The following is a 25,097-nucleotide window of genomic DNA, read 5'->3' as shown; positions in this document are numbered from 1 at the left end:
TTTAAGATTATTCTAACCATTGCTTAAAATCCTTAACACGTTCTCTTGCAACAATAACCTCTTGATCATTATAATTATATAATTTTATTTCTAATCGGGAATTAGTATAGCTCACCATATCTTTAATAGCATGGATATTCACGTAGAATTTTCGGCTTACTCTAAAGAATTGCTTTGGATTTAAATCGTTATCCAATTGTTCTAAAGTGGTATCTAACAAATAGCTTCTTCCTTGATTGGTATGTAAATACGTGCCTTTATTTTCGCTATAAAAGCATTCTATTTCATCAATAGGAAAGAGTTTTAGGTGTTGTCCTACTTTTACTGAAAAGCGTTTTTTATATTCTGGTTCAGCAGCATTAACGAGTAAGTTTTTTATAGCATTAAAATCTAAAGCTACTTGTTGCTCTTTAAATTGATGTTCTTTAAATTTCTCTAAAGCTTGAACCAATTCAACACGATCTATAGGCTTGAGTAAATAATCAATACTATTTAATTTAAAGGCTTGAAGGGCATACTCATCATAGGCCGTTGTAAAGATAATAGCCGATTTGACTTGTACCTCATCAAAAATCTCAAAAGACAGACCATCACTTAACTGAATGTCTAAAAAAATCAGATCTGGATGTGGATTACTTTGAAACCAAACAATAGATTCTTCAACCGAATGTAACATGGTTTCTGTTTGGATTCCTAATTTATCAAGCATGCGCTGTAAACGTCTTGCTGATGGTTTTTCGTCTTCTATTATTATGACCTTCATTTGTGTATTTTCTTTTATTAAAAATAATTTTTAATGCTATTCCCAATATTGTTTTTCCTTTCCAAGAAACTCTTGGATTTTTCGTTCTTCCCATTTTTTTGAAAATGACAAGTTGATACCTGAAATAAGTAAATAATGAACAACCAAAATAACACCCCAAATAACCGCTGTAGACACATGTCCATATCCCATTCCCCAAAATCCGTATTCATAATAAGTTGACAAATGATTTGAAAATAATAAAACGCAAAACCAAACCAAATTCACCATCAAATACAATAAGAGATGAAAGTAGAACCCTTTCAGTCTTTTAACTTTATTTTCTGCTTTTAACCTTAAATAATTATGTAGAGTATCTCGTTTCATACTACTGTTTCTTTATTTTAGTTCTATAGATTTTTTTTATTTAGAACGGTATTTATCCTGTTCCATAAATTTTTTTATTTTCCGTTCTTCCCAGTTTTTACCCAAAACCCAATTTGGTAAGAATACTGATAAGCCATGAACTAGTAATCCAAGTCCCCAAAATGTTAATGTGAAAAAATTCTGGAATTGAAAGTAGCTCTCGCCAGGTTCTAAATCTTGAATATTAATGACTACAATCATCAAATTTATAACCACATAAACCAAGACATGTGAATAAAAACCCTTTATTTTTTTTACTTCTGCTTTAGCACGATCCATCCGATCTTGCATTTCAAAATTAAAATCATTTCTCATTAGTTCCATTTTTTTTGGTTAGATTCTTTGTTTAAAATTTCTTGTATTTTTCGCTCCTCCCATTTCTTTCCATAACCAAACACTGCAAAGGCATGAAATATAATACCCATTCCCCATCCTAGCATGGGAAACCAAAACCATTGAAATCCCCAAGATGTTTTATAATTTAAAAAAATTAAAAAAGGTATAACAACACAATAAGAAATAAGATTCCCATAAAAACCTTTTATTTCTTCTACTTGTTTTTTAGCACGATAATAGGCTTCTTCTTTGTTTGTAATTTGTTGTGGTTCCATAATTGTAATTTGTTTCGTGAGCATTGGAATTGACACTTTAAAAACCGTTGCTTCTTGATTAATAGATACTTTTTTAATTGTTAATAATGAGTAGCGCTCGGTGATATTACTTAATCCCACGCCACTGCTCTTTTTTAATACTTGTTTGGTTTGCAAATTATTCTCGACAACCAAATAACCTTCTTCTTCATATATTTTTATGTGTAAGGGTTTATTAGAAGTTACCATATTATGCTTAACTGCATTTTCCAACAAAAGCTGAAGTGCTAGTGGCACAACTTTACTTTCTGGGTTGGAAGCTTGATTGGGAATATCAAATACAATGCTGTCTTCAAAACGCATTTTTAACAGCATCATATAGGTTCTAGCAAACTCCAATTCATCATCTACAGAAACTAAATCTTTATTTTTCTGCTCCAAAACATAACGATATATTTTTGATAAAGACGTGGTAAACTGTTGGGCATTTTCAGGGTTTTCTTCAATTAAACTGGATAATACGTTCAAACTATTAAAAAGAAAATGTGGATCTAATTGATTTTTAAGCGCATCAAATTTAGCTGTTTGTGTTTGGGCAACAATTTGAGATTCTTTGACCTTTTTCTCTTGAGTTTGTTTGTAGAAATAAACCGCATGAAACGAAATTACAATAGTTAATGTAATCCATAGTCCAAAGGTATAACTCCTATAAGATTCGTTTGCAATAAAGGTTTCAAAACTTTTATTCTCTAACACTAGGGCCTCGAACATATGTAAAAGAAATAACCCAAATAATGTAATGAGTACCGAACCTAAAATGCCAATTATAATTCGTTTAATACTTTCATCTTCTTTCCAATTAAGTCTTCCCAGATAACCAAAAAAATACATATTTGAAAACCCAAGAATAAATGCATATAATTGATAGAACATGAAGTTTATTAGAAAATCGTTAAAACTATCAAATTCAAAACCACGAGATAGTGCATTTCCTATTAAGAAAACCAAAACACCAATACCAATAGTAAGTACAATATTTTTAATTAATCTATTCATGGTTCTAAAGATTGTTAATTTTGTAGATTATTTACAGTCAGCTAACACTTGTAATGCACGCTCCTTTCCCCAATTAGGGTGAAAATCTGATGCTGGTTTAAAGGTAGCAAAAAGTTCTATGGCTTTAGCAAAATCTTTACAGAACGGCTTGGTATCCTTACCAAAAAACTTGGCAGTTCCCATGTCCCACTCTGCTTTATTATAAACAACTCTCGGATTGTTTGGAGCTAATTTATAAGCGCTATTATACAGGTCATTTATTTTAGTACTGTATTTCATTCCGTAGGTAGCACCATCAAAAACTACCCAATTGGTATAGATATGTGCTTGCATAACAAATATTTCAGGGTTATTAGGCTCAATAGCTTTGGCTAGGTCTAAATAATTTTGAGCTTTATTTAATTGCGCATTTAGGGTTTGAGCGTCTTTTTCTGCCCAACTTTTTATACTATTTATTTGCGCAACATAGTAACTTGGCAACCATTCTTCTGTTTCGGCATCTGCTATACGCTCAAATAGTTGCTCTGCAGCACCCATATTTCCAGACTGCCATAAATTAAAGGCTTTAGCCATACCTTTTTCAAAATTATTTTGCCCCTGACTAGTAAATCCAAGACAACAAATTAAAGCGATTACTAATGATTTCATAATATTATTGTTTTTATTTGATGGTACAAATATTCAATAGAAATACAGCTTAACAAAAACCAAACGACCCAACTGTTAGTTTTTATGGATGAGTTGTGATTTAATTACCTTTGTAACAAAACAAGATGCCGTATTAAAGAGATTTATAGGTTATAAATTATTTAATTGATTATCCGTACCTTTTTCACTTATAGTCCAGAAAAATCCAATAAAGAAAAACTGATCTGCAGCAGGTTTTAAAGCACGACTGGTAAAGTTTCCGTTGGCATCTGGTATATTAGCATATTGATAGCCATTTATATTATTAAAACCCAAGACATTATTTACAGATAGATATAGTATTTTTTGTGGCGTTACTAAATAAGCCCAATTTAGACTTAAGTTGTTAAAGCTTTTGGTTTTCAGATTTAAAAAACCATCACGGTTTGGGTCAGTGTAAGTACGTCCAGATGCAAAATTATAACTCACTCCTACTTGACTTTTCCATTTTTCAATCCAATATTTCCCCACAATAGACAAGTTGTGCGTATTTGCAAAATTTGGTGTGGCGGCTTCCGGATAGTTTAAATAATTGCGCTCACTATCCAGAAAACTATAACTTATCCAATAATCAATATTTTTAACACTACTATTATCACGCCAAAATAAATCAATCCCTTGAGCGTATGCAAATCCTTGATTATTATAATTACTTGTAAAATCTGCAAACTCTGTATCATATTTTACCAAGCTTTTATAGTCTTTATAAAATGCTTCAGCTCTAAAAATTTGTCCATCTCTATTTAGCTGATAGTTTAATATGTAATGTGTTGTTTTCTGAGCATTTAAATCTTGATTAAACTTCAAGATGTTATTATCGGGATTCTGATAAAAATGACCATAAGCCAATGACACCTGACTATTGTTAGAGGTTTTATAGGCTAATGACAAACGAGGTGATACCGTACTTTGTTTAAATAATTCACTGTATTCAAACCTGACTCCTCCTTTTAAAGCGAATTTTTTTGAAAAAACAACATCAGCTTCCGTAAAAACTGCTGAAATATTATTTTTAAATCCATAAGATAGCCTCTCCGACATGAAACTTTCAAACTGTTCGTTAAAATCGGTAGAAAAATATTCTGCGCCTGCCTGGACTTTCAACCTATTGTTAAAGCGTCTTTTTAATTTAAATTTAGCGTGTATAGCATTTTCAGCATCAATAATATTATCTGATAATCTTTTAAATTTATTTTTAGCGTGTGTATAACTCAAACCTCCAAAAATAGACCAATTGTCTGTCAGCATGCCTCGGTAAGAGCCATTGAAGTAAAGATTATTGTTTTTTAATTTAAAGTAAACGCCTTCAGGCACATTAATATCTTCTTGAGTAACAGCAAACCCACCAGACTCAAAAGCAGTATATAATTTAAGCAAACCTGAATTAAACTTCTGTCTAAAAACTGCCTCTCCTGAACCACCATTAAATGGCCTTTCCCAATCATTTCTATCAGGAAACAAAGCAACATATGGCGCCAAATTAATGTATGATCCGTTAACACTTAAAGAGCGCTTTTCCCATTTTTTGGTATGACCTAAAGAACCACCAACACTCATAATTCCAATATCAGTTTTATTTTGATCTGGTTCGTTTATAGTATTCAAAAGCAGCACACTGGATAAAGCTTGACCAAATTCAGCAGAATAACCACCCGTTGAAAATGAAATACCATCAAAAAGGAATGGCGAATACCTACCGCGAGTAGGAATGTTATTTGTTGTAGGTGTATATGGGGTAAACACCCGAATACCGTCAATAAATATTTGCGTTTCACCAGCATCACCACCACGCACAAATAACCGTCCATCTTCAGCAACAGTCGTTGTGCCTGGCAATGTTTGTATAGCACCAACATAATCACCCAATGCACTTGCTGTTGTTACCACATCCAATGGTTTTAAAACAGAAATTTTACTAGCATCGCCTGCTTCAAAGGTACCCGCTGAAATAACAACTGCATCTAAAGCATTTACATTTTCGCGTAGTTTAATAGTCATATTTGAAAAAGCGGTTATATCAGCTGTTTGTTGATATGTTTCAAAAGAAAGAAATGACACGATTAAAGTTTGTATTCCTGTTTCAGAAGTTTGAAATTTAAATGCTCCAGTTTCTGTTGACGTGGCACCATCGTAACTGCCTTCAATATATATATTGGCACCTTCAACAGGATGGTTTTTAGAATCTAGGACAACACCTGTTATTTCAATTTGAGAAAAAGTAGAAAAGGGAATTAGTGTGAGAATAATAATACATAAGGTTTTCATAGTAGTTGTTTTCATTATTGAAATAACAAATATTACGGTATGTTATAACTATGAAAAAAGATACCTACCCAACTGTATAATTTAATGACTGAAATGTAAAATTCAGACTCTACTAAAAAATTAAATACTATTTTAGAGGATATGATTATCAGTCTTATGAAAATACTTATTAAATTCCCACATGAACCTCAACAGCTTATAGCTTTAATATGTTTTTTAGTATTTATAATTCCTAATAATAGTGTGTCGCAAACAACACAAGAAGGTATATTAAACATTGGCTTTACTCAAACTATACACTCTTCAATATTAAACGAAAAAAGAACAATTTGGATACATATCCCAGAAGCTTATTCTGATTCTGAAGAAGCTTACCCTGTAGTTTATCTTCTTGATGGAAATACGCATTTTAAATCAGTAGTTGGTATGATTGAGGCTTTAAGTAGTAAAAATAACTCCATTATACCTAAATTGATTGTTGTTGGCATTCTAAATACTGACAGATTAAGAGACTTAACACCCAAACATGGTAATAAAGAAAACGGTCCAAATACGTCTGGAGGAGGAGAAACATTCATGGCATTTATGCAAAAAGAATTAATCCCTTTCATTGATAAAACCTACCCAACTAAACCTTACAGACTTTTTATTGGTCATTCACTAGGTGGTTTAACTGTTATTAATACCATGCTAAAACGCCCAGAAATTTTCAATAGTTATATAGCTTTAGACCCTAGCTTATGGTGGTCTGATTCTGCTACACTGCAGGAAGCCAAAATGATATTAAACAATAAAAAATTGTCTAACGAAACCTTGTATGTAGCTATTGCTAATACAATGACAACTAATATGACATTAAAAAATGTAGTTCAAGATACCTCTAAGCAAACACAACATATTAGAGATATATTAGAATTTTCAACTCAAGTTGTTCCAAAATCTACTTCCGAACTTGAATTTAAATACCAGTATTACCCAAATGAAGGTCATAGCAGTTTGCCACTAATTGCGACTTATGATGCACTGCGTTATATTTTTTTGTGGTACGATTTGGATAAGACATACATTCCTTTAATTATTAATCCTAAAATTAATGAAACAACACTTATTAAAACACTAACAGATCATTACGAAATTGTATCTTCAAAATTAGGTTATACTGTTTTACCACCAGAATCATTGGTTAACCAATTTGGTTATGGGTGTTTAAGACGTAAACTTTTTGATAAAGCAGAAGTGTTTTTCAAGCTTAATGTTAAGAATTATCCTAATAAATCCAACGTCTTCGATTCTTTAGGTGATTTCTATTCTGAAGTTGGCGAAATTGATAAAGCAATTATCGCCTTTAAAAAAGCCATAAATACAGGTAAAGGCAACAGGTATTCAAAGGATAAGTTAAATGCTTTATTAGCCAAAGCAGACAGACCTTAAACACAAAAAAAATCTACTAAAACCCATTAAGCACATCTACAATATGATACTAACACAATCTGAAAAATTATTCATAATCTTATTTTGTCTAATACTAGTTGCAGAAGTATTTACAGGAATATATTTTCCGTTCGTACATTATTTTGTTAAACCAGCCCTATTACTGTCACTAGTTATTTTCTATTTCAATAGAAGTTTAACTATTCCAAATAAAATAAAACAGCTCACGTTAAGCGCTTTAGTTTTTTCGTTATTGGGTGATATTTTATTGATGTTTGTAGATCAATCTGAACACTTTTTTACACTTGGTTTGGTTGCCTTTTTAACAGCTCATGTTTTTTACATTTTAGTATTTTTAAAGCGAAGAAATGCTAATAAGAAACCTACCTTCTTTAGTATTATACTACTCCTATACGGTGGGCTACTCTTTTATCTTTTGAAAAACAATCTTGGCAATCTGTTACTTCCTGTTATTATTTATATGTTAGTTATATTAACCATGGCAACAACTGCTTATTTAAGAAAAGGCACTGTATCAAATAGCAGCTATAAGTTAGTTTTTATAGGTGCCATTTTATTTATGGTTTCAGACAGTTTATTGGCTTTAAATAAGTTTTATGAGCCCTTGCCTTATTCAAATTTTAGTATTATGTTTACCTATGCTTTTGCGCAATTGCGTATTGTATTTGGGCTCTTAAAAGAGCAATAGATTTTTCTTATAATAAAACATTAAAACACTAATAATCAAGGGTTTTTACATTTTACGTAAACTAATGGTTTAACTTGTTAAAAGGTCTGATAATTAAACGGGCAGCTTTATCAAAATTGATATAATTGTACGTCCAGTTAAAGAAAACTACCACTCTATTTCGGAAACCGACTAAAGCCATTAGGTGAATAAACATCCAAACAAACCAAGCAAAAAAACCAGAAAATTTTAACGAACCTAAATCCACAACAGCTTTATTCCTACCTATTGTTGCCATAGAACCTTTATCATTATATTTGAATTCTTTCATGGGCTTATTAGCAATCAATTTCAAGATATTTTTAGCAAATAACTGACCTTGCTGAATAGCAGGTTGCGCTACCTGTGGATGTCCTTTTGGGTAGGCTTCAGTTTCCATATATGCAATATCTCCTAGTGCAAATATATTTGGGAAATCTTCAATCTGATTATACAAATTCACTCGATAGCGGTTTAACTTTTCAAAAAGTACTTCAGAAGGCAATCCTTTAACAGGATTTCCCGTAACACCAGCAGCCCAAATTAAAGTTTCTGACTCTAACTCTAAAGCCGTATTGGTTTCTACCTTTTTGCCATCATAATTTTTAACAAACGTATTACAGTGAATATGAACACCTAAATCCTTTAAAAAATCTGCTGCTTTTTTAGATGCATGAGAGCTCATTGGCGGTAATAACTGCTTACTCCCTTCTAGCAAATGTATATGCATATCATTCGCATTCAAATCTTGATAGTCTTTTGGTACAATATTATTTTTAAGTTCCGCTATTGCACCAGCTAATTCCACACCTGTTGGGCCACCTCCAACTATTACAAAGTTTAAAAAAGCTTGACGCTCTTCAACTGTTTTAGCTATAGTTGCTTTTTCCAAATTCTGAAGTATTAAACTTCTAATATTTAACGCTTGTGGTACCGTTTTCATTGGCATACTATTAGCTTCCACTTCTTGATTGCCAAAAAAATTAGTTTTGGTTCCAGTGGCTAATACCAAATAATCATAACTTAATTCTCCAATTGAAGTTTGTATACAATTTGATTGAGTATTTATAGCCTTCACTTCTGCCAATCTAAAAAAAATATTGTTTGCAGATTTTATAATTTTCCGAAGTGGATAAGCAATAGAATCGGGCTCTAAACCTGAACTAGAAACCTGATAAAGCAATGGTTGAAAAGTATGATAATTTCTTTTGTCAATTAGAACAACTTGAACCGGTTTATTTTTTAATGACTTTACAAGATTTATACCTGCAAAACCACCACCAACTACTACAATTCTGGGAAAATTAGACTTTGGAATATTCATAAAAATAGACATTTATCAACGCCTTTCAAAGATAAACTATAGTTACCAAAAAGGCTATTTTTCAAATATATTTGTTTACACTGTAACTTTTTAATAATTATGCTACTTATACAGTACTAAACCAATAATTTGAGCCAATCATTAGAACATAGTTTTGTTGAACAGCTAGAAACGAATCAAAATATTGTGCACAAAGTGTGTAGACTATACACCAATAATCAAGATGCGCATAATGATTTATTTCAAGAAATTACCATACAACTTTGGAAAGCATTTCCAAAATTTCGTGGTGACTCAAAGTTTAGTACTTGGATGTATCGTGTGGCACTTAATACAGCTATAACCCTTTACAGAAAGAAAAAACGCCGAATAAAAACACAGGAATTTGATAGTATTGAATTTAAAATTAAAGCTGTTGAATATGACGATACTGAAGAGCAGCAACTAAAATTGTTATACAATGCTGTTCAAGAGTTAAATGATATTGAAAAAGCTTTAGTGTTTTTATATCTAGAAGATAAAAATTACAAAGAAATAAGTGAAACAATGGGTATTAGCGAAGTGAATGCGCGTGTAAAAATGAACCGTATTAAAACCAAGCTAAAAACCATTTTAAATCCGTAATCCTATGGATGAATTAGAATTATTAAAAAAAGACTGGAAAAAGGAAACTAATAAGTTTCCTAAACTGTCTTACGATGATATTTATAAGATGATTTTGAAAAAATCGTCCTCCATTGTAAAATGGATCTTTATTTTGAGTTTGCTTGAATTTATATTCTGGAGTGTCCTGTCATTTGCTTTAAAAGACAATGAAAGCATTAAAAAATTTAACAACTATGACGCTGACTATGCAATCATTCCACTTACAATAATTAGCTACCTTGTTTTAGGTTATTTTTTCTTTGTGTTTTACAAAAACTATAAGAGTATTTCAGTAACTGACAGTACCAAATCTTTAATGGAGAAAATTTTAAAAACCCGCAGAACTGTTAAACATTATGTGGCATTTAATTTAATTTTTTCTATAGTTGCAGTAGTTATTGCCTTATTTATAGAATTTGAGCAAGACCAAGACCTTATTAATTTAGTTAATACAGCCGCAGCAAATGGTAAGTCGCTACAATTTTATACAACCTTCACCATTACGGTAATCACTGTGTTAGTTATAACTATACTCGTTTTACTTTTGTTTTATTGGTTAATTTATGGTCTCCTCTTACGACGCTTAAACAAAAACTATACTGAACTTAAAAAATTAGACTTGTAATTATTTATGCGTTATTAGGACGCCATTTTCGCTGCTGGTTAAGAGCTTCTTGCGCTTCCAAAACATCTTGTGGAATAACTTTTAAAAATGAAGGATGCTGTTCAATAGCATACTCTATTTTTTCAACTATTTCTGCAATCGATTCATTCTCATAATCAATATTCAAAGGTTCTTTTATTTCCATAGACTGAAGAATATTTTTCTTCTTTACGCGCAGCCCTTTTTTATCAAAAGAGCGTCTAAACCCATCAATAACAATGGGTACAACAACCGGTTTATAGTGCTTGATGATATGAGCAGTTCCTTTTCTAATAGGTTTAAAAGGTGTGGTTGTGCCTTGTGGAAAGGTAATAACCCAACCATCATGTAATGCTGTTTTAATGGCCGAAATATCACTCATTTTTACTTGCCTATTAACATCCTCCCCTTTTGCTCTCCAAGTACGCTCTATACTAATCGATCCAGCATAAGCCATAATTTTTGGCAATAATCCAGATTTCATGGTTTCTTTAGCCGCTACGTAATAGATATTCATTTTAGGATTCCATAAATAACCAACATTTTTAATTGAATCATCTCGATTACTCAAACTAGCATTAAACACATGAAACATAGCCACAACATCAGCAAAGTATGTTTGATGATTAGATATAAATAAAACGTTATTATCTGGCAAGTTTCTAATGATTTCAGAACCTTCTATTTGAAGTTCATTAAACCCTCTAAAACGCCTGTGAGTAAGTGCGCCAAGAATTCTAATTACCCATTTTTTTAGAATCAGGTAATGACCAAAAGGATTTTGTTTAAACAAACCCATACATATAATTTACAACAGTTTTAAGATTACAAATGTAATAAAACTCACCGTTTACAGCAGTTCTTTTAACAAGTCTTTTATTTCGCTTAACATCATAGCAGTTGCTCCCCAAACTATATAATTGTTCAAATTAAAAGCAGGAACATCTACCTGAACACTATAGGAAGTTGATACTGTTTTGGTTACCACACTAGCGTCACTAATAAAATCCTGTAAAGTTACCTCAATGATAGCTTCAACTTCGGCATCCTGTTTTACAAATTGAGGTGTAAACCGCGATATTCCAATAAAAGGAAATACAAAAAAGTTGCTTGGAGGAATATAGACTTTGGTCATGGCGCGTAAAATTTCAATTTGATTTTCGGGAACACCAACCTCTTCCCATGTCTCACGAATGGCTGCATGTTCTATTGACAAATCTGTTGTTTCTAATTTACCTCCCGGAAATCCTACTTGAGCAGAATGCACACCTTTATATGTCTTTCTAAGAATTAACACCAACTTGGTATTCTGATTATAATCTGGATAAAATAAAGCCACAACACCAGCTTTTTTGGCTCGTTTTATAACATCTTTTTGCTGCTCCTGAAGTTTTTCTCTAAACGGAGGTGACATTTTAAACTGTGAAGATTCGGCTGGAAGTGGTATATTTTCTATTTTTGATACTGATTGTAAAAACTTATCAAATTTCATTTATGCTACGTATTCTGATATTAGTCGCTTTTATTTTTTTTCTTAATTGTGAAGATAAACAATCACAACCAAAGGAACAGAATGCAAAACCGACAAAATCAATAAAAAAATCACCTAACAAAATTGATAGTTCAGAAATTAAAACTCCTGAATTCCCTTTTTTAACAGATGAAAATGCCATGGAATTCTTTTTAGAATACGAAAAGGAGAACCCAGAAAACAAGATTCGTATCACTACTCGTTTTGGAAAAATTGACATATTATTATACGATAAAATTAAATTTCATCGTGCTAATTTTGTTTACCTTACTAAACGTGGTTATTTTGATGGCACACAATTTTACCGCGTTATTGACAACTTCATCATTCAAGCTGGAAATACAGACGACCCAAAAATAAAACGCAAACGTGGTGATATTGGTCGCTACCTACTTCCTCCTGATACCAAACGTGGTTTCAAACACCATAGAGGCGTTGTAAGCATGCCAAGCAGCGAAATTGAGGATGCATATAAGTTAGCATCGCCATTTGAATTTTTTATTGTTCAAAATAAAGATGGTGCCTATCATCTAGATGGCGATTACACCATATTTGGAGAAGTTATATCTGGTATGGATGTCGTTGACGAAATTGCTGCTCAAAAAACTGATGATGGTGATTGGCCTTTACGGAATGTCTATATTAAAAAAGTAGAAATTATTAAATAAACACTTGCTTATTTATAAAGGCTTGGTAGCGTTACTTTGAAACGGACAGCTAATAATCTTACAGTTATAACCACCAATCCGGCTATTATAAAAACAACATTGTTATCAATAGGAAGTTTTCTTACTAAAAAATATGTTAATCCTCCTAATATACAAGCTGTTGCATAAATTTCTTTCCTAAAAATTACAGGGATTTCGTTACATAATATATCACGAATAACACCGCCAAAACAGGCTGACATAGTTCCTAAAGCAATACATATAATAGGGTTTAATCCTGCCGTTATTCCTTTTTCAACACCCACAACCGTGTACAATCCAATTCCAATGGTATCAAAAAGAAATAGAGATTTTCGGAGGTAATCTATTTTGGTTTTAAAAATAATAGTTAGGACTGTACTGACTAAAATAACATAAATATAGTTTAAGTTAAGCATCCAACTAACAGGTGTTTCACCTATCAAAACATCGCGAAGTGTTCCACCTCCAACAGCAGTAACCGTAGCAATAATTAAAATCCCAAACGGATCCATGCGCTTACTTAAAGCAACCAACACGCCCGAAATAGCAAAAGCTATAGTTCCTAAAATATCAATTGCATAAAACATCACTTCTGCCTATAAATTTTTAAAATACACGCAAAGGTATATAATGCATATTATTTAGTGAAACGTAACACGTACTATTTTAAGCTTATTTTAAGTAGCTATAAAGCGTGTTATAACTTAAAATGAGAATGCTTTTAACTGAAGGAAAATAGGTGCCGTTTTGAAAAAACGGTGTAGGGGATTCACACAATTTATTTTCAAGGAATTGGTACTAGACCTACATATTTTGAGTGTAGTAATTGTAATCTTTCAAAATAGTGTCAATAAATTCCTTATCAAACATTTCGGTTTCTATTTGTAGTAAACCACAAATCTTTTTTCTAATTAAGGTTAAGGTTTTGAAATCATTATTACGTTTAGAAATTTGAAAAGCCTCTTTAATAATCCGAACGTCCTTATCACTTAATAATGTAACATTATTAAAAACAGGCTCATAATCATCCGTAATATCCTCTAAAATAGTACTGGTAATTTTATGTTTTTGTTTCACACTAATAACTACGGTTCCGGCTGCAGAGTCGCCCACACGTTGCTTTTTTTCGGACAATAAAATACTCATGACACCTATAGAAGCAAAAAAGAGCCAAATATCAATTAAACGAAGCATCCACCGAACTAACAAATTATACCATTGGGTTGGTGCTCCATCAAAACGAACAACCTTTATTTTCATAATCATTTTACCAATTGTTTGTCCACCAAAAAGCACATGGCAAAGTAATGAATAGAAAAAAGCTGGAAGCGTTAACAAACCTAAAAAACCACGACGTGTCCAGCTATCAGTATCAAATATTTCAGAAACTGCTACCAAATTTTCCATAATAGTCATGTAGGCAATTAAAATGAGGCCATCAATTAAAAAAGCGACAAACCGTTCGCCAACACCAATAAGTTTATAATCTAAATTGACATTTTGGGCTGTGTTAATTGCTATTTTGCTCATGGAAATGTATATTCGTTTAAATTTTAATTGTCTATGCGCGAAGCATCATTCGTGAAGCAAAATAAGGAAAAATGGCTGGTATTTGAAAAAGCATTACACAATAATGTTAAAATAAATCCAGACGATTTAGCTTCATACTATATTCAACTTACTAACGACCTCGCTTATGCGCAAACTTACTACGCTGATAGTAAGACGCTTTTATATTTAAACTCGCTAGCTTCAGAGGCTCATCAGAAAATTTATATTACTAAAAGAGAGTCTAAAAACAAGATCATATCTTTCTGGAAATATGAATTTCCTCTGTTTTTCAAAGCATACCACAAAACATTACTGTATGCGTTTTTAATTTTTATGTCGGCCGTTTTAATTGGTGTTGTATCAACTTTAAACGACGCTAGTTTTGTTCGTTTAATTTTAGGTGATGGTTATGTAAATATGACTATTGAAAACATTGAAAACGGCGAACCTATGGCTGTTTATAAAAGTGGAAGTCAGATGGGTACGTTTCTTGGAATCACCATAAATAATATACGGGTAGCTATTTTTGCCTTTGCCGCTGGTGTTATTTTTAGTGTTGGAACTATTTATATTCTATTCAGTAATGGTATTATGCTAGGAGCCTTTATTACCTTTTTCTATAATTATGGTATTTTAGAAAAAACATCAACCATTTGGCTTCATGGCACAATTGAGATTTCAGTAATAGTTATTGCTGGTTGTGCTGGATTGGTTATGGGAAATAGTTTTCTATTCCCAAAAACATATTCTAGACGCATTGCGTTTATGAAAGGTGCTAAAGATGGTTTAAAGATAGTAGTCAGCACCATACCGTTTTTCATAATTGCAGGATTTATTGAAGGCTTTATAACGCGTTTTGGCGAGCAAATGCATCCTGCTTTAGCTTATAGTATAATTTTTGCTTCGTTAACTTTAATCATCTTTTATTACATTATTTATCCAATTACGTTAAATAAAAAAACAGCCTTAAATCTATAAAAATTAACAGGTGGAAAAACCATATCTAGAACTCCGTACACGTAATTCTTTTGGCGATATTGTCAATAATTATTTTACTTTTTTAAAACTGAACTTTAAACATTATACCAACCTGTATTTACGGTATAATACAATTAGCATCATATTAACACTTATTGGGTCCTACTTATTAGTAACCGGTTTTATGGGTTTAGCAAGTCGTGATTTCAGATTTGGAATGGAAACCACTATGGATAATGACTGGTATTTAATTGCAGGCGGATTCCTGTTAGTCATTATTTTATTTATTACCGCCATATTAAACTATAGTTTCTCAAGCGCCTATATTTCAGAATATGTAAAACAGGAAGGCCAAGTAACTTCACCAAATATATGGTCTGCTATTAAAAAGAATTTTGGAACCATCATCCTTTTTGTCCTTATAGGAATTGCTATGTATATTGGATACCTTATTGTATCGGTAGTTTTAGCCTTTATTCCGCTATTGGGTATGTTAGCACAATATGCCATTAGTTTTACGTTAAATGCCCTTTTTGGTTTATCTTTTATGGCCATTTTTAGTGCCAATAAATCCGTTGGTGAGGCTCTATCAGAAGGTTGGTCCTATACGTTTTCTAACTTTATACGGGTTGTGTTCTATGGTCTTGTTATTGGTATTTTAAACCTTATGTTAACCTTTTTAATCCTTTCTATCCCAGGGTTTATCATTGCCATTTACACCTATTTCTCCGTTGAAAGTGAAGTCGATTTTTTAACAAGCAACTTTGCAACTATTGTTTTTACTTTAGGTTTCACTACATTTATTCTAGCTTTTATTTTCTCGCAAGCTTTATCACAAGTCGCGTATGGTGTTTTATTTTTCAATTTACATGAAGAGAAACACAATACTTATTTACGTGAACGCATTGAACAAATTGGTGTAAATGATTAAACCAAAAACATATATCAACTCGTTACTTTCAGGCTTGTTTTGTATCCAGCATGCAGTATCCATAGCTCAAAATAAAATTCAAGAGGATTCTACCAATATTACCGTTACCTATTTTAAAGACGGTTTGCCTGAACGCTATACAGGAAACGATTTTAATTATAATATTAACGATACTGGAGGTGTTAATTTACTACAACAACTATTACGTAAGTTTTTTAATTGGCTAGGCAATCTGTTTGGAATTGATATAGACTTCATAGATTACGAAACTTTAGAGTACATTGTTTACGGACTTTTAGCTACTGGAGCTTTGTATTTATTGATAAAGTTTTTATTGCAATCTCCTATGAGTTCTGTATTTAAAACCGAAGAAAAAACCATCGAGAACTTTGGATATATTGAAGAGGACATCCAGCAAGTTAATTTTGAAAACCTAATAAAAGTAGCTTTAAAAGAGAAAAACTATCGATTAGCCACACGCTATCTGTACCTAAAATCTCTTAAAAATTTAACCAATAAAAATATCATAGATTGGCATTATGACAAAACCAATTCTGACTATCTTAATGAAATTTCAGATGATAGTATCAAACAGTTATTTAAGCGTATCTCCTATATCTACGACTACGTTTGGTATGGCGAGTTTGCTATAGACGAGAATGCTTTCAACAAAAACCAAGACGATTTTTTAACCTTAAATAAACGCATTAATGGATAAACGCTCAAAAATAGCTTTGTATAGCATTGGTGCCATTATCGTGTTGTTAATGATTGCCGAAGTTACCAAACCCAAACCCCTAAATTGGCGAAACTCCTACTCTGCTGCCGATAAAATTCCACTTGGTTGTTATGTGCTTTATCATGAGTTGGAACCATTTACATCTAACCCATTAAAAACTTCTGATAAAAGCCTTTATGAACGTTTGAAGGATTTTAATACTTCTGAAAACACAACACTCATTCTTATAAATGATTATATCAGTATTGAAGATGAAGGGTCTGAAGCACTATTAAATTTTGTTGAAAATGGAAATTCTGTTTTTATAAGTACTAATTATATTTATGGAACCTTTGCCGATTCCTTAAATATAGAAATAGATCGCGATTATGATGGGTTTTTCAAAGATCCCTCCAAGTCCATTTTCACTAATAAAGCCTTGAAAAACAACGAACGCTTATTTGATGATGTTATTGAAAATAGTTATTTTACTTCTATAGACACCACCAAAGCCACTGTTTTAGGCTACATGAAGGATGAAGAGGAGCTACTTAAAGAAGTTAATTTTATAAAAACACCTTACGGAAATAATGGTGGTGCTTTTTATGTGCATAGCAATCCGTTTGCCTTTACAAATTACCATTTATTAAATGATAAAGCGGATTATGCAGCAACCGTTTTATCCTATTTACCAACAGAAAATAACCTCCTTTGGGATAATTATTACAAAAGTGGCCGGAAAGTTATTAAAAGTCCACTGCGTTTTGTGTTAAGCAACCCTGCTTTAAAATGGACTTTCTATATTAGTTTATTGGGTTTAATAGTTTTTGTAATTTTTAAAGGAAAACGTACTCAACGCATTATTCCTGTAGTGGAGCCATTGAAAAATTCAACAGTTGAATTCACCCAGACTATTGGCGATTTATATTATCAACATGGCGATTATTCAAATATCATTCATAAAAAAATTATGTATTTTTTAGAATTTATACGCGCCTCATATTACTTGGAAACCAATGAATTTAGTGAGCGTTTTATTCAGAAACTGGCGGTTAAATCATCAAACACCGTTCAAGACACTAAATCACTTATCGATTTGATTACATATTTAAAATCGAAAAATAACCACACCGAAAAAGAGCTTATTAGCTTAAACAAACAAATAGAACATTTTACAAAAAACAATATATAATGGAAGATAGTAACCAACACGACAGCGAAGATTTAAACTTCACAAATAGAATTGATCTTAAGCCTCTACAAGCACATGTTGAGAATATAAAAAAAGAAATTGGTAAAATAATTGTTGGTCAAAATGACATGGTTGAACTACTTATTATTTCCATTTTATCTAATGGACACACCCTTATAGAAGGTGTTCCTGGCGTAGCAAAAACGGTTACCGCCAAACTTTTAGCTCGTACTTTGGATGTCGATTTTAGCAGAATTCAATTCACACCCGATTTAATGCCAAGTGATATTTTAGGAACCTCTATTTTTAATGTAAAAACTAATGAATTTGAATATAAAAAAGGCCCTATTTTTTCTAATATTATTCTAATAGACGAAATTAACAGAGCGCCAGCAAAAACGCAAGCTGCTTTGTTTGAAGTCATGGCAGAACGCCAAATAACCATTGACAACAATCAGTTTATCATGGAACCGCCTTTTTTGGTTTTTGCCACTCAAAACCCAATTGAACAAGAAGGAACCTACCGTTTACCTGAAGCACAATTAGACCGTTTTTTGTTTAAAATTAATGTCGATTACCCATCGTTAGATGATGAAATTCAGATTCTAATAGACAACCACAAACGGGAAGATCAATTAGATTATAGCACAATTAATTCTGTTTTGAAAGCATCTGATATTATTCGGTACCAAGGCTTAATAAAACAAGTTTTGGTGGAAGATCATTTACTACATTACATTGCTTCTATAGTTAACAATACCAGAAATAATGCCAACTTGTATTTAGGTGCTTCACCACGTGCCTCTATAGCTATTTTAAATGCTGCCAAAGCAAATGCAGCTATTCAAGGTCGTGATTTTGTTACTCCAGACGATATAAAACGCTGTACTAAAGCGGTTTTAAAACATCGCTTGGTACTAACGCCAGAGCGTGAAATGGAAGCTTTTACGGTTGATAAAGTTGTTGATCAGATTCTTGAAACGATTGAAATACCGAGATAATTGAAACGTATTTTTAAACATATCTATTTAGAATTTCGGTTTTTTGCTGCCTTAATGGTTTTTGCCTTTTTATTTTTAATGGCTTACCAATTTCCAGGATTGTTAGCTGTAAGCATCATGCTTTTTGGTGTTTTTCTTGGACTTGTTCTAATAGACAGTATTTTGTTATTCAAGCAGAATGGAATAGATGCCGAACGATTACTTCCCGAAAAATTGAGTAATGGTGATGAGAATCCTATTGAAATCAGACTGAAAAACACGTATAATTATAAGGTAACTTTAAAACTGATAGACGAAATGCCGTTTCAATATCAGAAGCGCGATTTTGAAATAGATACCCAACTTGATAAGCTAACAGACAAAAAAATAACCTACACCTTGCGTCCTTTGGAACGTGGCGAATATCATTTTGGAAACTTAAATGTATTTGCAACATCACCTATTGGCTTTATAACCCGTCGTTTTCAATTTGGAAATGACGCTATGGTTCCCAATTATCCATCATTTCTTCAACTGAAAAAATATATGCTGTTGGCATTTTCTAATAAGATATTCGAATTTGGGTTAAAAAAAATTCGACGCATTGGTCACACTATGGAGTTTGAACAAATTAAGGACTACGTGCAAGGAGATGATATTCGGAATATTAACTGGAAAGCGACAGCTAAACGCGGACAATTAATGGTTAACCAGTTTCAAGATGAGCGTTCTCAACCCATATACAGCGTTATAGATAAAGGTCGTGCTATGAAAATGCCTTTTAATGGGTTAAGCCTTTTAGATTATGCCGTTAATGCCACACTTGTTATTAGTAATGTGGCTTTAAAAAAGCAGGATAAGGCTGGTATGTTTGCATTTTCTAGAAAAATAGCCAATAAAGTGGTGGCTGAACGTAGACCATCACAAATGAATCAGATTATGGAAACCCTCTATAATTTGGATACCGATTTCTCGGAATCTGATTTCTCCAGGCTATATATTGATGTGAAGCGTAGTTTAAATCAACGAAGCTTATTATTACTCTACACCAATTTTGAAACCCTAGATGCTTTACACAGACAATTGCCGTATTTACAAGCCATAGCCAAACATCATGTTTTGGTAGTTATCTTTTTTGAAAATACCGAATTGGATAAATTAACACAGAAAGAATCACGTAACACTTTTGAAATATTCGAAAAAACCATTGCCGAAAAATTTGTTTTTGAGAAGAAACTCATTATTAACGAACTTCAAAAACACGGCATTCAGAGTATTCTAACACCTCCAGAAGATTTAACACTGAATACTATTAATAAGTACCTAGAAATTAAAGCACGTGGACTAATTTAAACTGGTTTTTCTAATCATGTTACAATCCATCCTAAAAAAGCGACAGTTCAGTTTAATAACTTTTTAGAACCTAGTGATTGCATTTACATTTACACTGTATTAATTTAAAAACCAACAATTATGAAAACGCTTGCTATTATTATCGCTTTTGCCTTAACATCTTTTATTTCTCATGCACAAGACAGTTTAAAAACTTACACAGTAAAAGTGATTATTGAAAACCCATTGAATGCTAAAGGACATGTATTAATAGGTTTACATTCTGCCGATACATTTATGAAAGCAGATGGCATTCAAAGTGCAAAAGTAAAAGTCATAGATGGTCAAGCCATTGCTTCATTTGAGAATGTCAAACAAGGAAACTATGCCGTAATGGTCGTTCATGATGAGAATGATAATTCACGAATGGATTTTGAAGCCAATGGTATGCCAAAGGAAAATTATGGTATGTCTAATAACCCTATGCTAATGGGACCACCAAACTTTAATGACGCTAAATTTGAATTGAAAGAAGATACAGAAATTAATATCCGATTTTAAAAAATAGCAAATAAAAAAAAGCGAACTGACACTGTGCAGTTCGCTTTTTTTAAGTCAAAAATTAATTATTATACAGTTTCATTTAACCAAGCTTTAAACATCCAAACTGTTTTTTCTTGTTCGGTAATAAAATCACTCATCATGGCATTAGTACCTTCATCACCTACTTCATCTGTTTTATCTAAAATACCACGTTCTATTTTTAGTAATTCTGAAAGCGAGTCAACAATTAAACGCACTGTTTTTTCATCTTCAGATACGTTTTTACCAACTGGCACTTTAGCAGCTTTGGTATAATCGTCAAAGGTATGTAATGGTGTTTCACCTAATGTTAATATGCGTTCTGCAATCTCATCAACTTTCATATTGGCATCTGTGTATAATTCTTCAAATTTAACATGTAAATCAAAGAAACGTTTGCCTCTAATATTCCAGTGAACACCTCTTAAATTTTGATAATACACTTGAAAATTGGCTAATAAAACATTTAAGTCTTGTGCAATGTCTTTGGTTTCTTTTTGGTCTAATCCTATTGTATTCAATGTCATAATATTATCTATTTTTAAGTTATACTCAAATTTATAACATATTTAAGAGGTTTTAGCATAAGTTTTATTGATAGTTTTTATATTTTTATAGTCTAAATTGATACTTATGACTATTACACAACTATACTACGTATTAGCAGTAGCCGAACAGCAGAATTTCACCAAAGCTGCTGAAACTTGTTTTGTTACCCAACCAACCTTGAGTATGCAGATTCAAAAATTAGAAGATGAGTTGGAGGTTTTAATATTTGATAGAAGTAAAAAACCTATTGAGTTAACTGAAGTTGGAAAAAAAATAGTAAACCAAGCCAAGAATATTGTTAATGAATCCTATAGAATTCAGGATATTGTAGATCAGCAAAAAGGGTTTATAGGCGGTGAGTTTAGATTAGGAATTATTCCAACCATTATGCCAACGCTGTTGCCTATGTTTTTAAAAGCATTTATAAAAAAGTACCCAAAAATTAAATTAAAAATTGAAGAGCTAACAACTGAAGAAATTATATCGCGTATTAAAGAAGGCCATTTAGATGCAGCTATTGCAGCAACACCTCTTGAAAACGACTATATTAAAGAGCGTGTTCTATATTTTGAGCCATTTGTTGGCTATATTCCTAAACATCATAGATTACATAATAAATCTAAATTAAATACGGAAGATTTAGAGATAGATGATATGCTACTTCTAGAAGATGGTCATTGTTTTAGAGATGGCGTTATCAATTTATGTAAAGCCTTTAAAAACCATAATGACGATCAATTTCAATTAGAAAGTGGCAGCATTGAAACGCTAATTAAACTATCAGATGAAGGATTAGGAATGACATTACTCCCCTATTTACACACGTTAGATTTAAGTGAAAAAGCAAAACAAAACCTACACTACTTTATAGAGCCATCACCAGCAAGAGAAGTGAGCTTACTGTATCATAAAAGTGAACTAAAAATGCAAATTGTTGATGCTATGCACAACGTAATTTCGGGAATAATTAGAGGTGCAATTGCATTTCAAAGTGTTAATATAGTTAGTCCACTACCAAAATAAAAAAAGCGACCTATGATGGTCGCTTTTATTTATGTTTCTAAATATACTAAACACTGATCTAAATCTGGGTTTTGCCTTACCAAAGATTCGATAAAGATCTTTAGTTCTTCAATTTCATAAGGGAGTAATCTTTGAAGGGCTTTTTGTACTTCTCTGCAAAATAATGTTGCATCAAAGCTCACTTTATTGAGTACCGTTTTAGTGTACTCGAACATTGCTCTGGCCATTTCTTAAAAATTTTAGGTTAAAAAGTAGATTTATTTATAGGCAATTTTATCTTTTAAGGTTTCTATAAATATAGTAAAAAAAGAGATTGCTTCTTAAACCTAAACAAAACTTTAACAGCAAGCATTAACTTTAAAGCATTAAAAATATCCGTAAGCTCTTAATCCATTTAGCTTTACCTTTATTAGAGGATTGTTAATAGGTTGTTGAAAAAATTAGAAACGGTTATCACCATCCAACAAATTACCTAATCCACCTAATATACTGCCTTCACCTTTATCTTTCCCACCGCCTTGAGGATCTGATGCAAGAACGCGACCTGCTAAACGGCTAAATGGTAACGATTGAATATAGACGGTTCCAGGGCCTTGTAGTTTAGCAAAGAAAAGTCCCTCACCACCAAAAATAGTGTTTTTAATACCTCCTACAAACTCCACATCGTAATCTATACTGTGTGTAAAACCAACTATGCATCCTGTGTCTACACGAAGAATTTCGCCAGGCAATAAAACACGTTTAGCCATGGTTCCTCCAGCATGGACAAATGCCATACCATCACCTTCTAGCTTTTGCATAATAAAACCTTCACCTCCAAAAAGTCCGCGCCCTAAACGTTTACTAAACTCAATTCCAATAGTAACTCCTTTAGCAGCACATAAAAAAGCATCTTTCTGACAAATAAATTTACCTCCAAATTCTGTTAAATCAATTGGTAAAATTTTTCCAGGATATGGTGATGCAAAACTAATGCGCTTTTTCCCAACTAAATTATTATAAAAAGCGGTCATAAATAAGCTTTCACCCGTAAGAATTCGCTTTCCAGCACCCAAAATAGAACCCATAAACCCTTTGTTTTTGGTTGAGCCATCACCAAAAATGGTTTCCATTTTAATCCCATCATCCATCATCATAAAACTACCAGCTTCGGCAACCACACCTTCTTGCGGATCTAATTCTATTTCAACATATTGCATTTCTTCACCATATATGGCATAATCAATTTCGTGTGCATTCATAATTTTTGGGTTTATAAGATTGATACATATTATAGGTTAGCAATTTTTAGTATTTGTTACATATAATTTTAAAAAAAAACACCCTATCGTTATTGCTTTAATTTTAAAGTCCATTCAAAGTTAAACTCAGAAACTTTAACATTATCAGTATTTGTTCCAATAGCATGCATCCAAATTGTTTGACCTTCTCCTGTTTCAATGGTTCGCTTTATAGCCTCATCTATTTTAAGCCCATCTTGACAAACAAATGTAATTATACCTGTAGCTTTTTTAGTAAAACTAGCATTATTGGATGCCACTAGCATTGAAATATTTTGACCACTACTCTTAATTTTCTGCATGACTAAAGCACCAGTTGTTAGTTCGGCAGCCATACCTTGCACTGCCCAAAACATGGATTTAAATGGGTTTTGATTGATCCATCTATGCTTAACAGTTACAACACAGTGCTCTGAATCTAATATTTTTGTTCGGACACCGGTAAAATAAGCTGCTGGTAATTTGAACATTAAAAACATATTGAGTTTGCTAGGAGAAACAGTCATTGGGTCTATTATTTTTTATAAATATATCGAAAATAAACGAATGGCTAATTGTTAATTTTATGTTAAATTTAAGTACTTTGTATTGCATAATACCTTCTTTTAGACATATATTTGCATAAGAAACTATTATATACTTTTAAAAATGATTGATAATCACCAAAAAAACATAGCCACTTTTATTCATTTATCTACCTTCTCTAGGTTTATGATTCCGTTTGGAAATTTTATTGGTCCTTTAGTATTATGGGTCATGAATAAAGACAAATCCGAATTTGTAGATGCTCATGGTAAACAGGCTATAAATTTTCAAATGAGTATTTTATTATATGCTTTAATAATTGGCATGATTACCGTCCCATTTTTTGTATTCAATCTTTTTAGTGGTTTAGACTTATTAGATTTTAATATGTTTGATAGTATCCAGATTAACATCAGTAAACCTTCACCGCTATTATACATAACTGGAGGTTTAGGATTTCTAGCTGTAATTGGTTTTATTTTAGAACTAGTGTTTATCGTTAAAGCTGCTCTATCCGCAAGAGATGGTCAGGCATTTAAATACCCATTAACAATTAATTTTTTAAAATAATTACGCGTAAAATTTTCATCATGCCTACCTCATGGTTTGGCAATCAATAATCAATCTTGTTGAAAGACAAACAAACAATCAAAAAATGAACAGATTAAAAATATTTTTAGGAGAAACAAGCTATAAGCGG

General features: G+C 32.1%; 29 protein-coding genes. 14 read left to right on the top strand and 15 right to left on the bottom strand.

Annotation, left to right across the window (positions count from 1 at the left end; translation table 11 throughout):
• Positions 1-7: 7 nt before the first annotated feature.
• The 6 genes from BM239_RS09505 to BM239_RS09480 all read right to left on the bottom strand — a co-directional run bounded on the left by BM239_RS09505 (position 8) and on the right by BM239_RS09480 (position 5,766).
• The gene (locus tag BM239_RS09505) at positions 8-763 is read right to left on the bottom strand and encodes a LytR/AlgR family response regulator transcription factor (protein ID WP_092207950.1); all 756 of its coding nucleotides are present in this window, start codon (positions 761-763) and stop codon (positions 8-10) included.
• A gap of 36 nt (positions 764-799) precedes the next feature.
• Positions 800-1,129 (bottom strand): 2TM domain-containing protein, encoded by a 330-nt coding sequence (locus tag BM239_RS09500; RefSeq protein WP_092207948.1) that lies wholly within the window; start codon positions 1,127-1,129, stop codon positions 800-802.
• 36 nt (positions 1,130-1,165) lie between these two features.
• Positions 1,166-1,483 carry a 2TM domain-containing protein gene (locus BM239_RS09495; protein ID WP_092208176.1) on the bottom strand — a complete coding sequence of 106 codons (318 nt, stop codon included), beginning with the start codon at positions 1,481-1,483 and terminating at the stop codon, positions 1,166-1,168.
• Positions 1,483-2,814: a 2TM domain-containing protein gene (locus tag BM239_RS09490; protein WP_092207946.1), complete on the bottom strand. Its 1,332-nt coding sequence runs from the start codon at positions 2,812-2,814 to the stop codon at positions 1,483-1,485. The genes BM239_RS09495 and BM239_RS09490 overlap by 1 nt, the downstream gene beginning before the upstream one ends.
• A gap of 27 nt (positions 2,815-2,841) precedes the next feature.
• Positions 2,842-3,462, bottom strand: a complete 621-nt coding sequence (locus tag BM239_RS09485) for a tetratricopeptide repeat protein (protein ID WP_092207944.1) — start codon at positions 3,460-3,462, stop codon at positions 2,842-2,844.
• Between the two features lie 150 nt (positions 3,463-3,612).
• A complete protein-coding gene (locus tag BM239_RS09480; RefSeq protein WP_092208174.1) occupies positions 3,613-5,766 on the bottom strand; it encodes a TonB-dependent receptor in 2,154 nt (717 codons plus the stop codon).
• Between the two features lie 156 nt (positions 5,767-5,922).
• On the opposite strand from BM239_RS09480, the gene BM239_RS09475 reads away from it, so the two are divergent.
• Positions 5,923-7,197: an alpha/beta hydrolase-fold protein gene (locus BM239_RS09475; RefSeq protein ID WP_177209018.1), complete on the top strand. Its 1,275-nt coding sequence runs from the start codon at positions 5,923-5,925 to the stop codon at positions 7,195-7,197.
• A gap of 43 nt (positions 7,198-7,240) precedes the next feature.
• On the top strand, positions 7,241-7,906 hold the full coding sequence (locus tag BM239_RS09470; protein ID WP_092207940.1) for a lysoplasmalogenase: 666 nt from the start codon (positions 7,241-7,243) through the stop codon (positions 7,904-7,906).
• A 61-nt stretch (positions 7,907-7,967) separates the two neighbouring features.
• On the opposite strand, the gene BM239_RS09465 is transcribed toward BM239_RS09470, so the two are convergent.
• Positions 7,968-9,248, bottom strand: coding sequence for an NAD(P)/FAD-dependent oxidoreductase (locus BM239_RS09465; RefSeq protein WP_092208173.1), 1,281 nt, complete (start codon positions 9,246-9,248; stop codon positions 7,968-7,970).
• A 129-nt stretch (positions 9,249-9,377) separates the two neighbouring features.
• Here BM239_RS09465 and BM239_RS09460 point away from each other — a divergent pair, with 129 nt between their 5' ends.
• The gene (locus tag BM239_RS09460) at positions 9,378-9,872 is read left to right on the top strand and encodes an RNA polymerase sigma factor (protein WP_092207938.1); all 495 of its coding nucleotides are present in this window, start codon (positions 9,378-9,380) and stop codon (positions 9,870-9,872) included.
• A 4-nt stretch (positions 9,873-9,876) separates the two neighbouring features.
• Positions 9,877-10,518, top strand: coding sequence for a hypothetical protein (locus BM239_RS09455; RefSeq protein WP_092207936.1), 642 nt, complete (start codon positions 9,877-9,879; stop codon positions 10,516-10,518).
• A 4-nt stretch (positions 10,519-10,522) separates the two neighbouring features.
• On the opposite strand, the gene BM239_RS09450 is transcribed toward BM239_RS09455, so the two are convergent.
• Positions 10,523-11,335: a lysophospholipid acyltransferase family protein gene (locus BM239_RS09450; protein ID WP_092207934.1), complete on the bottom strand. Its 813-nt coding sequence runs from the start codon at positions 11,333-11,335 to the stop codon at positions 10,523-10,525.
• 51 nt (positions 11,336-11,386) lie between these two features.
• Positions 11,387-12,028 (bottom strand): NUDIX hydrolase, encoded by a 642-nt coding sequence (locus BM239_RS09445; RefSeq protein WP_092207932.1) that lies wholly within the window; start codon positions 12,026-12,028, stop codon positions 11,387-11,389.
• Positions 12,029-12,030: 2 nt separating this feature from the next.
• Here BM239_RS09445 and BM239_RS09440 point away from each other — a divergent pair, with 2 nt between their 5' ends.
• Positions 12,031-12,735: a peptidylprolyl isomerase gene (locus BM239_RS09440; RefSeq protein ID WP_092207930.1), complete on the top strand. Its 705-nt coding sequence runs from the start codon at positions 12,031-12,033 to the stop codon at positions 12,733-12,735.
• Positions 12,736-12,743: 8 nt separating this feature from the next.
• Here BM239_RS09440 and BM239_RS09435 read toward each other — a convergent pair whose 3' ends face one another.
• Complete coding sequence (locus tag BM239_RS09435) at positions 12,744-13,343, bottom strand: trimeric intracellular cation channel family protein (protein ID WP_092207928.1); 600 nt, start codon at positions 13,341-13,343, stop codon at positions 12,744-12,746.
• Positions 13,344-13,560: 217 nt separating this feature from the next.
• Entirely contained in the window at positions 13,561-14,286 is a 726-nt protein-coding gene (locus tag BM239_RS09430) for an RDD family protein (protein ID WP_092207926.1), read from the bottom strand.
• Positions 14,287-14,319: 33 nt separating this feature from the next.
• Here BM239_RS09430 and BM239_RS09425 point away from each other — a divergent pair, with 33 nt between their 5' ends.
• From BM239_RS09425 to BM239_RS09395, 7 genes are all read left to right on the top strand, one after another.
• Positions 14,320-15,285, top strand: a complete 966-nt coding sequence (locus BM239_RS09425; RefSeq protein WP_092207924.1) for a stage II sporulation protein M — start codon at positions 14,320-14,322, stop codon at positions 15,283-15,285.
• A gap of 10 nt (positions 15,286-15,295) precedes the next feature.
• A complete protein-coding gene (locus tag BM239_RS09420; RefSeq protein WP_092207922.1) occupies positions 15,296-16,216 on the top strand; it encodes a hypothetical protein in 921 nt (306 codons plus the stop codon).
• Positions 16,209-16,934, top strand: coding sequence for a hypothetical protein (locus BM239_RS09415; protein WP_092207919.1), 726 nt, complete (start codon positions 16,209-16,211; stop codon positions 16,932-16,934). Before BM239_RS09420 ends, BM239_RS09415 begins: the two co-directional genes overlap by 8 nt.
• Positions 16,927-18,126 carry a DUF4350 domain-containing protein gene (locus BM239_RS09410; RefSeq protein WP_092207917.1) on the top strand — a complete coding sequence of 400 codons (1,200 nt, stop codon included), beginning with the start codon at positions 16,927-16,929 and terminating at the stop codon, positions 18,124-18,126. Before BM239_RS09415 ends, BM239_RS09410 begins: the two co-directional genes overlap by 8 nt.
• A complete protein-coding gene (locus BM239_RS09405) occupies positions 18,126-19,127 on the top strand; it encodes an AAA family ATPase (RefSeq protein ID WP_092207915.1) in 1,002 nt (333 codons plus the stop codon). The genes BM239_RS09410 and BM239_RS09405 overlap by 1 nt, the downstream gene beginning before the upstream one ends.
• Complete coding sequence (locus BM239_RS09400; protein ID WP_092207913.1) at positions 19,128-20,459, top strand: DUF58 domain-containing protein; 1,332 nt, start codon at positions 19,128-19,130, stop codon at positions 20,457-20,459.
• A gap of 120 nt (positions 20,460-20,579) precedes the next feature.
• Positions 20,580-20,999 (top strand): DUF2141 domain-containing protein, encoded by a 420-nt coding sequence (locus tag BM239_RS09395; protein WP_092207911.1) that lies wholly within the window; start codon positions 20,580-20,582, stop codon positions 20,997-20,999.
• A gap of 68 nt (positions 21,000-21,067) precedes the next feature.
• Here BM239_RS09395 and BM239_RS09390 read toward each other — a convergent pair whose 3' ends face one another.
• Complete coding sequence (locus BM239_RS09390) at positions 21,068-21,547, bottom strand: Dps family protein (protein ID WP_092207909.1); 480 nt, start codon at positions 21,545-21,547, stop codon at positions 21,068-21,070.
• Between the two features lie 106 nt (positions 21,548-21,653).
• Here BM239_RS09390 and BM239_RS09385 point away from each other — a divergent pair, with 106 nt between their 5' ends.
• Complete coding sequence (locus BM239_RS09385; protein ID WP_092207907.1) at positions 21,654-22,592, top strand: hydrogen peroxide-inducible genes activator; 939 nt, start codon at positions 21,654-21,656, stop codon at positions 22,590-22,592.
• Between the two features lie 29 nt (positions 22,593-22,621).
• Here the strand turns inward: BM239_RS09385 and BM239_RS15525 are convergent, their stop codons facing one another.
• The 3 genes from BM239_RS15525 to BM239_RS09370 all read right to left on the bottom strand — a co-directional run bounded on the left by BM239_RS15525 (position 22,622) and on the right by BM239_RS09370 (position 24,378).
• A complete protein-coding gene (locus tag BM239_RS15525) occupies positions 22,622-22,819 on the bottom strand; it encodes a hypothetical protein (RefSeq protein WP_092207905.1) in 198 nt (65 codons plus the stop codon).
• 213 nt (positions 22,820-23,032) lie between these two features.
• Positions 23,033-23,833: a TIGR00266 family protein gene (locus tag BM239_RS09375; RefSeq protein ID WP_092207903.1), complete on the bottom strand. Its 801-nt coding sequence runs from the start codon at positions 23,831-23,833 to the stop codon at positions 23,033-23,035.
• A gap of 89 nt (positions 23,834-23,922) precedes the next feature.
• A complete protein-coding gene (locus BM239_RS09370; protein ID WP_092207901.1) occupies positions 23,923-24,378 on the bottom strand; it encodes a DUF4442 domain-containing protein in 456 nt (151 codons plus the stop codon).
• 142 nt (positions 24,379-24,520) lie between these two features.
• Between BM239_RS09370 and BM239_RS09365 the strand changes: the two genes are divergently transcribed.
• Entirely contained in the window at positions 24,521-24,967 is a 447-nt protein-coding gene (locus BM239_RS09365; protein ID WP_092207899.1) for a DUF4870 domain-containing protein, read from the top strand.
• The last annotated feature ends 130 nt before the right edge of the window (positions 24,968-25,097 follow it).

It is taken from the genome of Algorimicrobium echini (assembly GCF_900115185.1).
Classification (GTDB): domain Bacteria; phylum Bacteroidota; class Bacteroidia; order Flavobacteriales; family Flavobacteriaceae; genus Algorimicrobium; species Algorimicrobium echini.
Note: the sequence above shows the minus strand (reverse complement) of the source record. Positions and strands in the feature narration are given on the sequence as shown.

Coding starts and splice junctions, on each gene's coding strand:
- BM239_RS09500 (WP_092207948.1), bottom strand. CDS start 1,129: ATGAAACGAGATACTCTACATAATTATTTAAGGTTAAAAGCAGAAAAT.
- BM239_RS09425 (WP_092207924.1), top strand. CDS start 14,320: ATGCGCGAAGCATCATTCGTGAAGCAAAATAAGGAAAAATGGCTGGTA.
- BM239_RS09445 (WP_092207932.1), bottom strand. CDS start 12,028: ATGAAATTTGATAAGTTTTTACAATCAGTATCAAAAATAGAAAATATA.
- BM239_RS09385 (WP_092207907.1), top strand. CDS start 21,654: ATGACTATTACACAACTATACTACGTATTAGCAGTAGCCGAACAGCAG.
- BM239_RS09370 (WP_092207901.1), bottom strand. CDS start 24,378: ATGACTGTTTCTCCTAGCAAACTCAATATGTTTTTAATGTTCAAATTA.
- BM239_RS09450 (WP_092207934.1), bottom strand. CDS start 11,335: ATGGGTTTGTTTAAACAAAATCCTTTTGGTCATTACCTGATTCTAAAA.
- BM239_RS09480 (WP_092208174.1), bottom strand. CDS start 5,766: ATGAAAACCTTATGTATTATTATTCTCACACTAATTCCCTTTTCTACT.
- BM239_RS09440 (WP_092207930.1), top strand. CDS start 12,031: ATGCTACGTATTCTGATATTAGTCGCTTTTATTTTTTTTCTTAATTGT.
- BM239_RS09495 (WP_092208176.1), bottom strand. CDS start 1,483: ATGAGAAATGATTTTAATTTTGAAATGCAAGATCGGATGGATCGTGCT.
- BM239_RS09430 (WP_092207926.1), bottom strand. CDS start 14,286: ATGAGCAAAATAGCAATTAACACAGCCCAAAATGTCAATTTAGATTAT.
- BM239_RS09415 (WP_092207919.1), top strand. CDS start 16,209: ATGATTAAACCAAAAACATATATCAACTCGTTACTTTCAGGCTTGTTT.
- BM239_RS09465 (WP_092208173.1), bottom strand. CDS start 9,248: ATGAATATTCCAAAGTCTAATTTTCCCAGAATTGTAGTAGTTGGTGGT.
- BM239_RS09375 (WP_092207903.1), bottom strand. CDS start 23,833: ATGAATGCACACGAAATTGATTATGCCATATATGGTGAAGAAATGCAA.
- BM239_RS09490 (WP_092207946.1), bottom strand. CDS start 2,814: ATGAATAGATTAATTAAAAATATTGTACTTACTATTGGTATTGGTGTT.
- BM239_RS09365 (WP_092207899.1), top strand. CDS start 24,521: ATGATTGATAATCACCAAAAAAACATAGCCACTTTTATTCATTTATCT.
- BM239_RS09455 (WP_092207936.1), top strand. CDS start 9,877: ATGGATGAATTAGAATTATTAAAAAAAGACTGGAAAAAGGAAACTAAT.
- BM239_RS09435 (WP_092207928.1), bottom strand. CDS start 13,343: ATGTTTTATGCAATTGATATTTTAGGAACTATAGCTTTTGCTATTTCG.
- BM239_RS09405 (WP_092207915.1), top strand. CDS start 18,126: ATGGAAGATAGTAACCAACACGACAGCGAAGATTTAAACTTCACAAAT.
- BM239_RS09485 (WP_092207944.1), bottom strand. CDS start 3,462: ATGAAATCATTAGTAATCGCTTTAATTTGTTGTCTTGGATTTACTAGT.
- BM239_RS09505 (WP_092207950.1), bottom strand. CDS start 763: ATGAAGGTCATAATAATAGAAGACGAAAAACCATCAGCAAGACGTTTA.
- BM239_RS15525 (WP_092207905.1), bottom strand. CDS start 22,819: ATGGCCAGAGCAATGTTCGAGTACACTAAAACGGTACTCAATAAAGTG.
- BM239_RS09470 (WP_092207940.1), top strand. CDS start 7,241: ATGATACTAACACAATCTGAAAAATTATTCATAATCTTATTTTGTCTA.
- BM239_RS09475 (WP_177209018.1), top strand. CDS start 5,923: ATGAAAATACTTATTAAATTCCCACATGAACCTCAACAGCTTATAGCT.
- BM239_RS09390 (WP_092207909.1), bottom strand. CDS start 21,547: ATGACATTGAATACAATAGGATTAGACCAAAAAGAAACCAAAGACATT.
- BM239_RS09395 (WP_092207911.1), top strand. CDS start 20,580: ATGAAAACGCTTGCTATTATTATCGCTTTTGCCTTAACATCTTTTATT.
- BM239_RS09410 (WP_092207917.1), top strand. CDS start 16,927: ATGGATAAACGCTCAAAAATAGCTTTGTATAGCATTGGTGCCATTATC.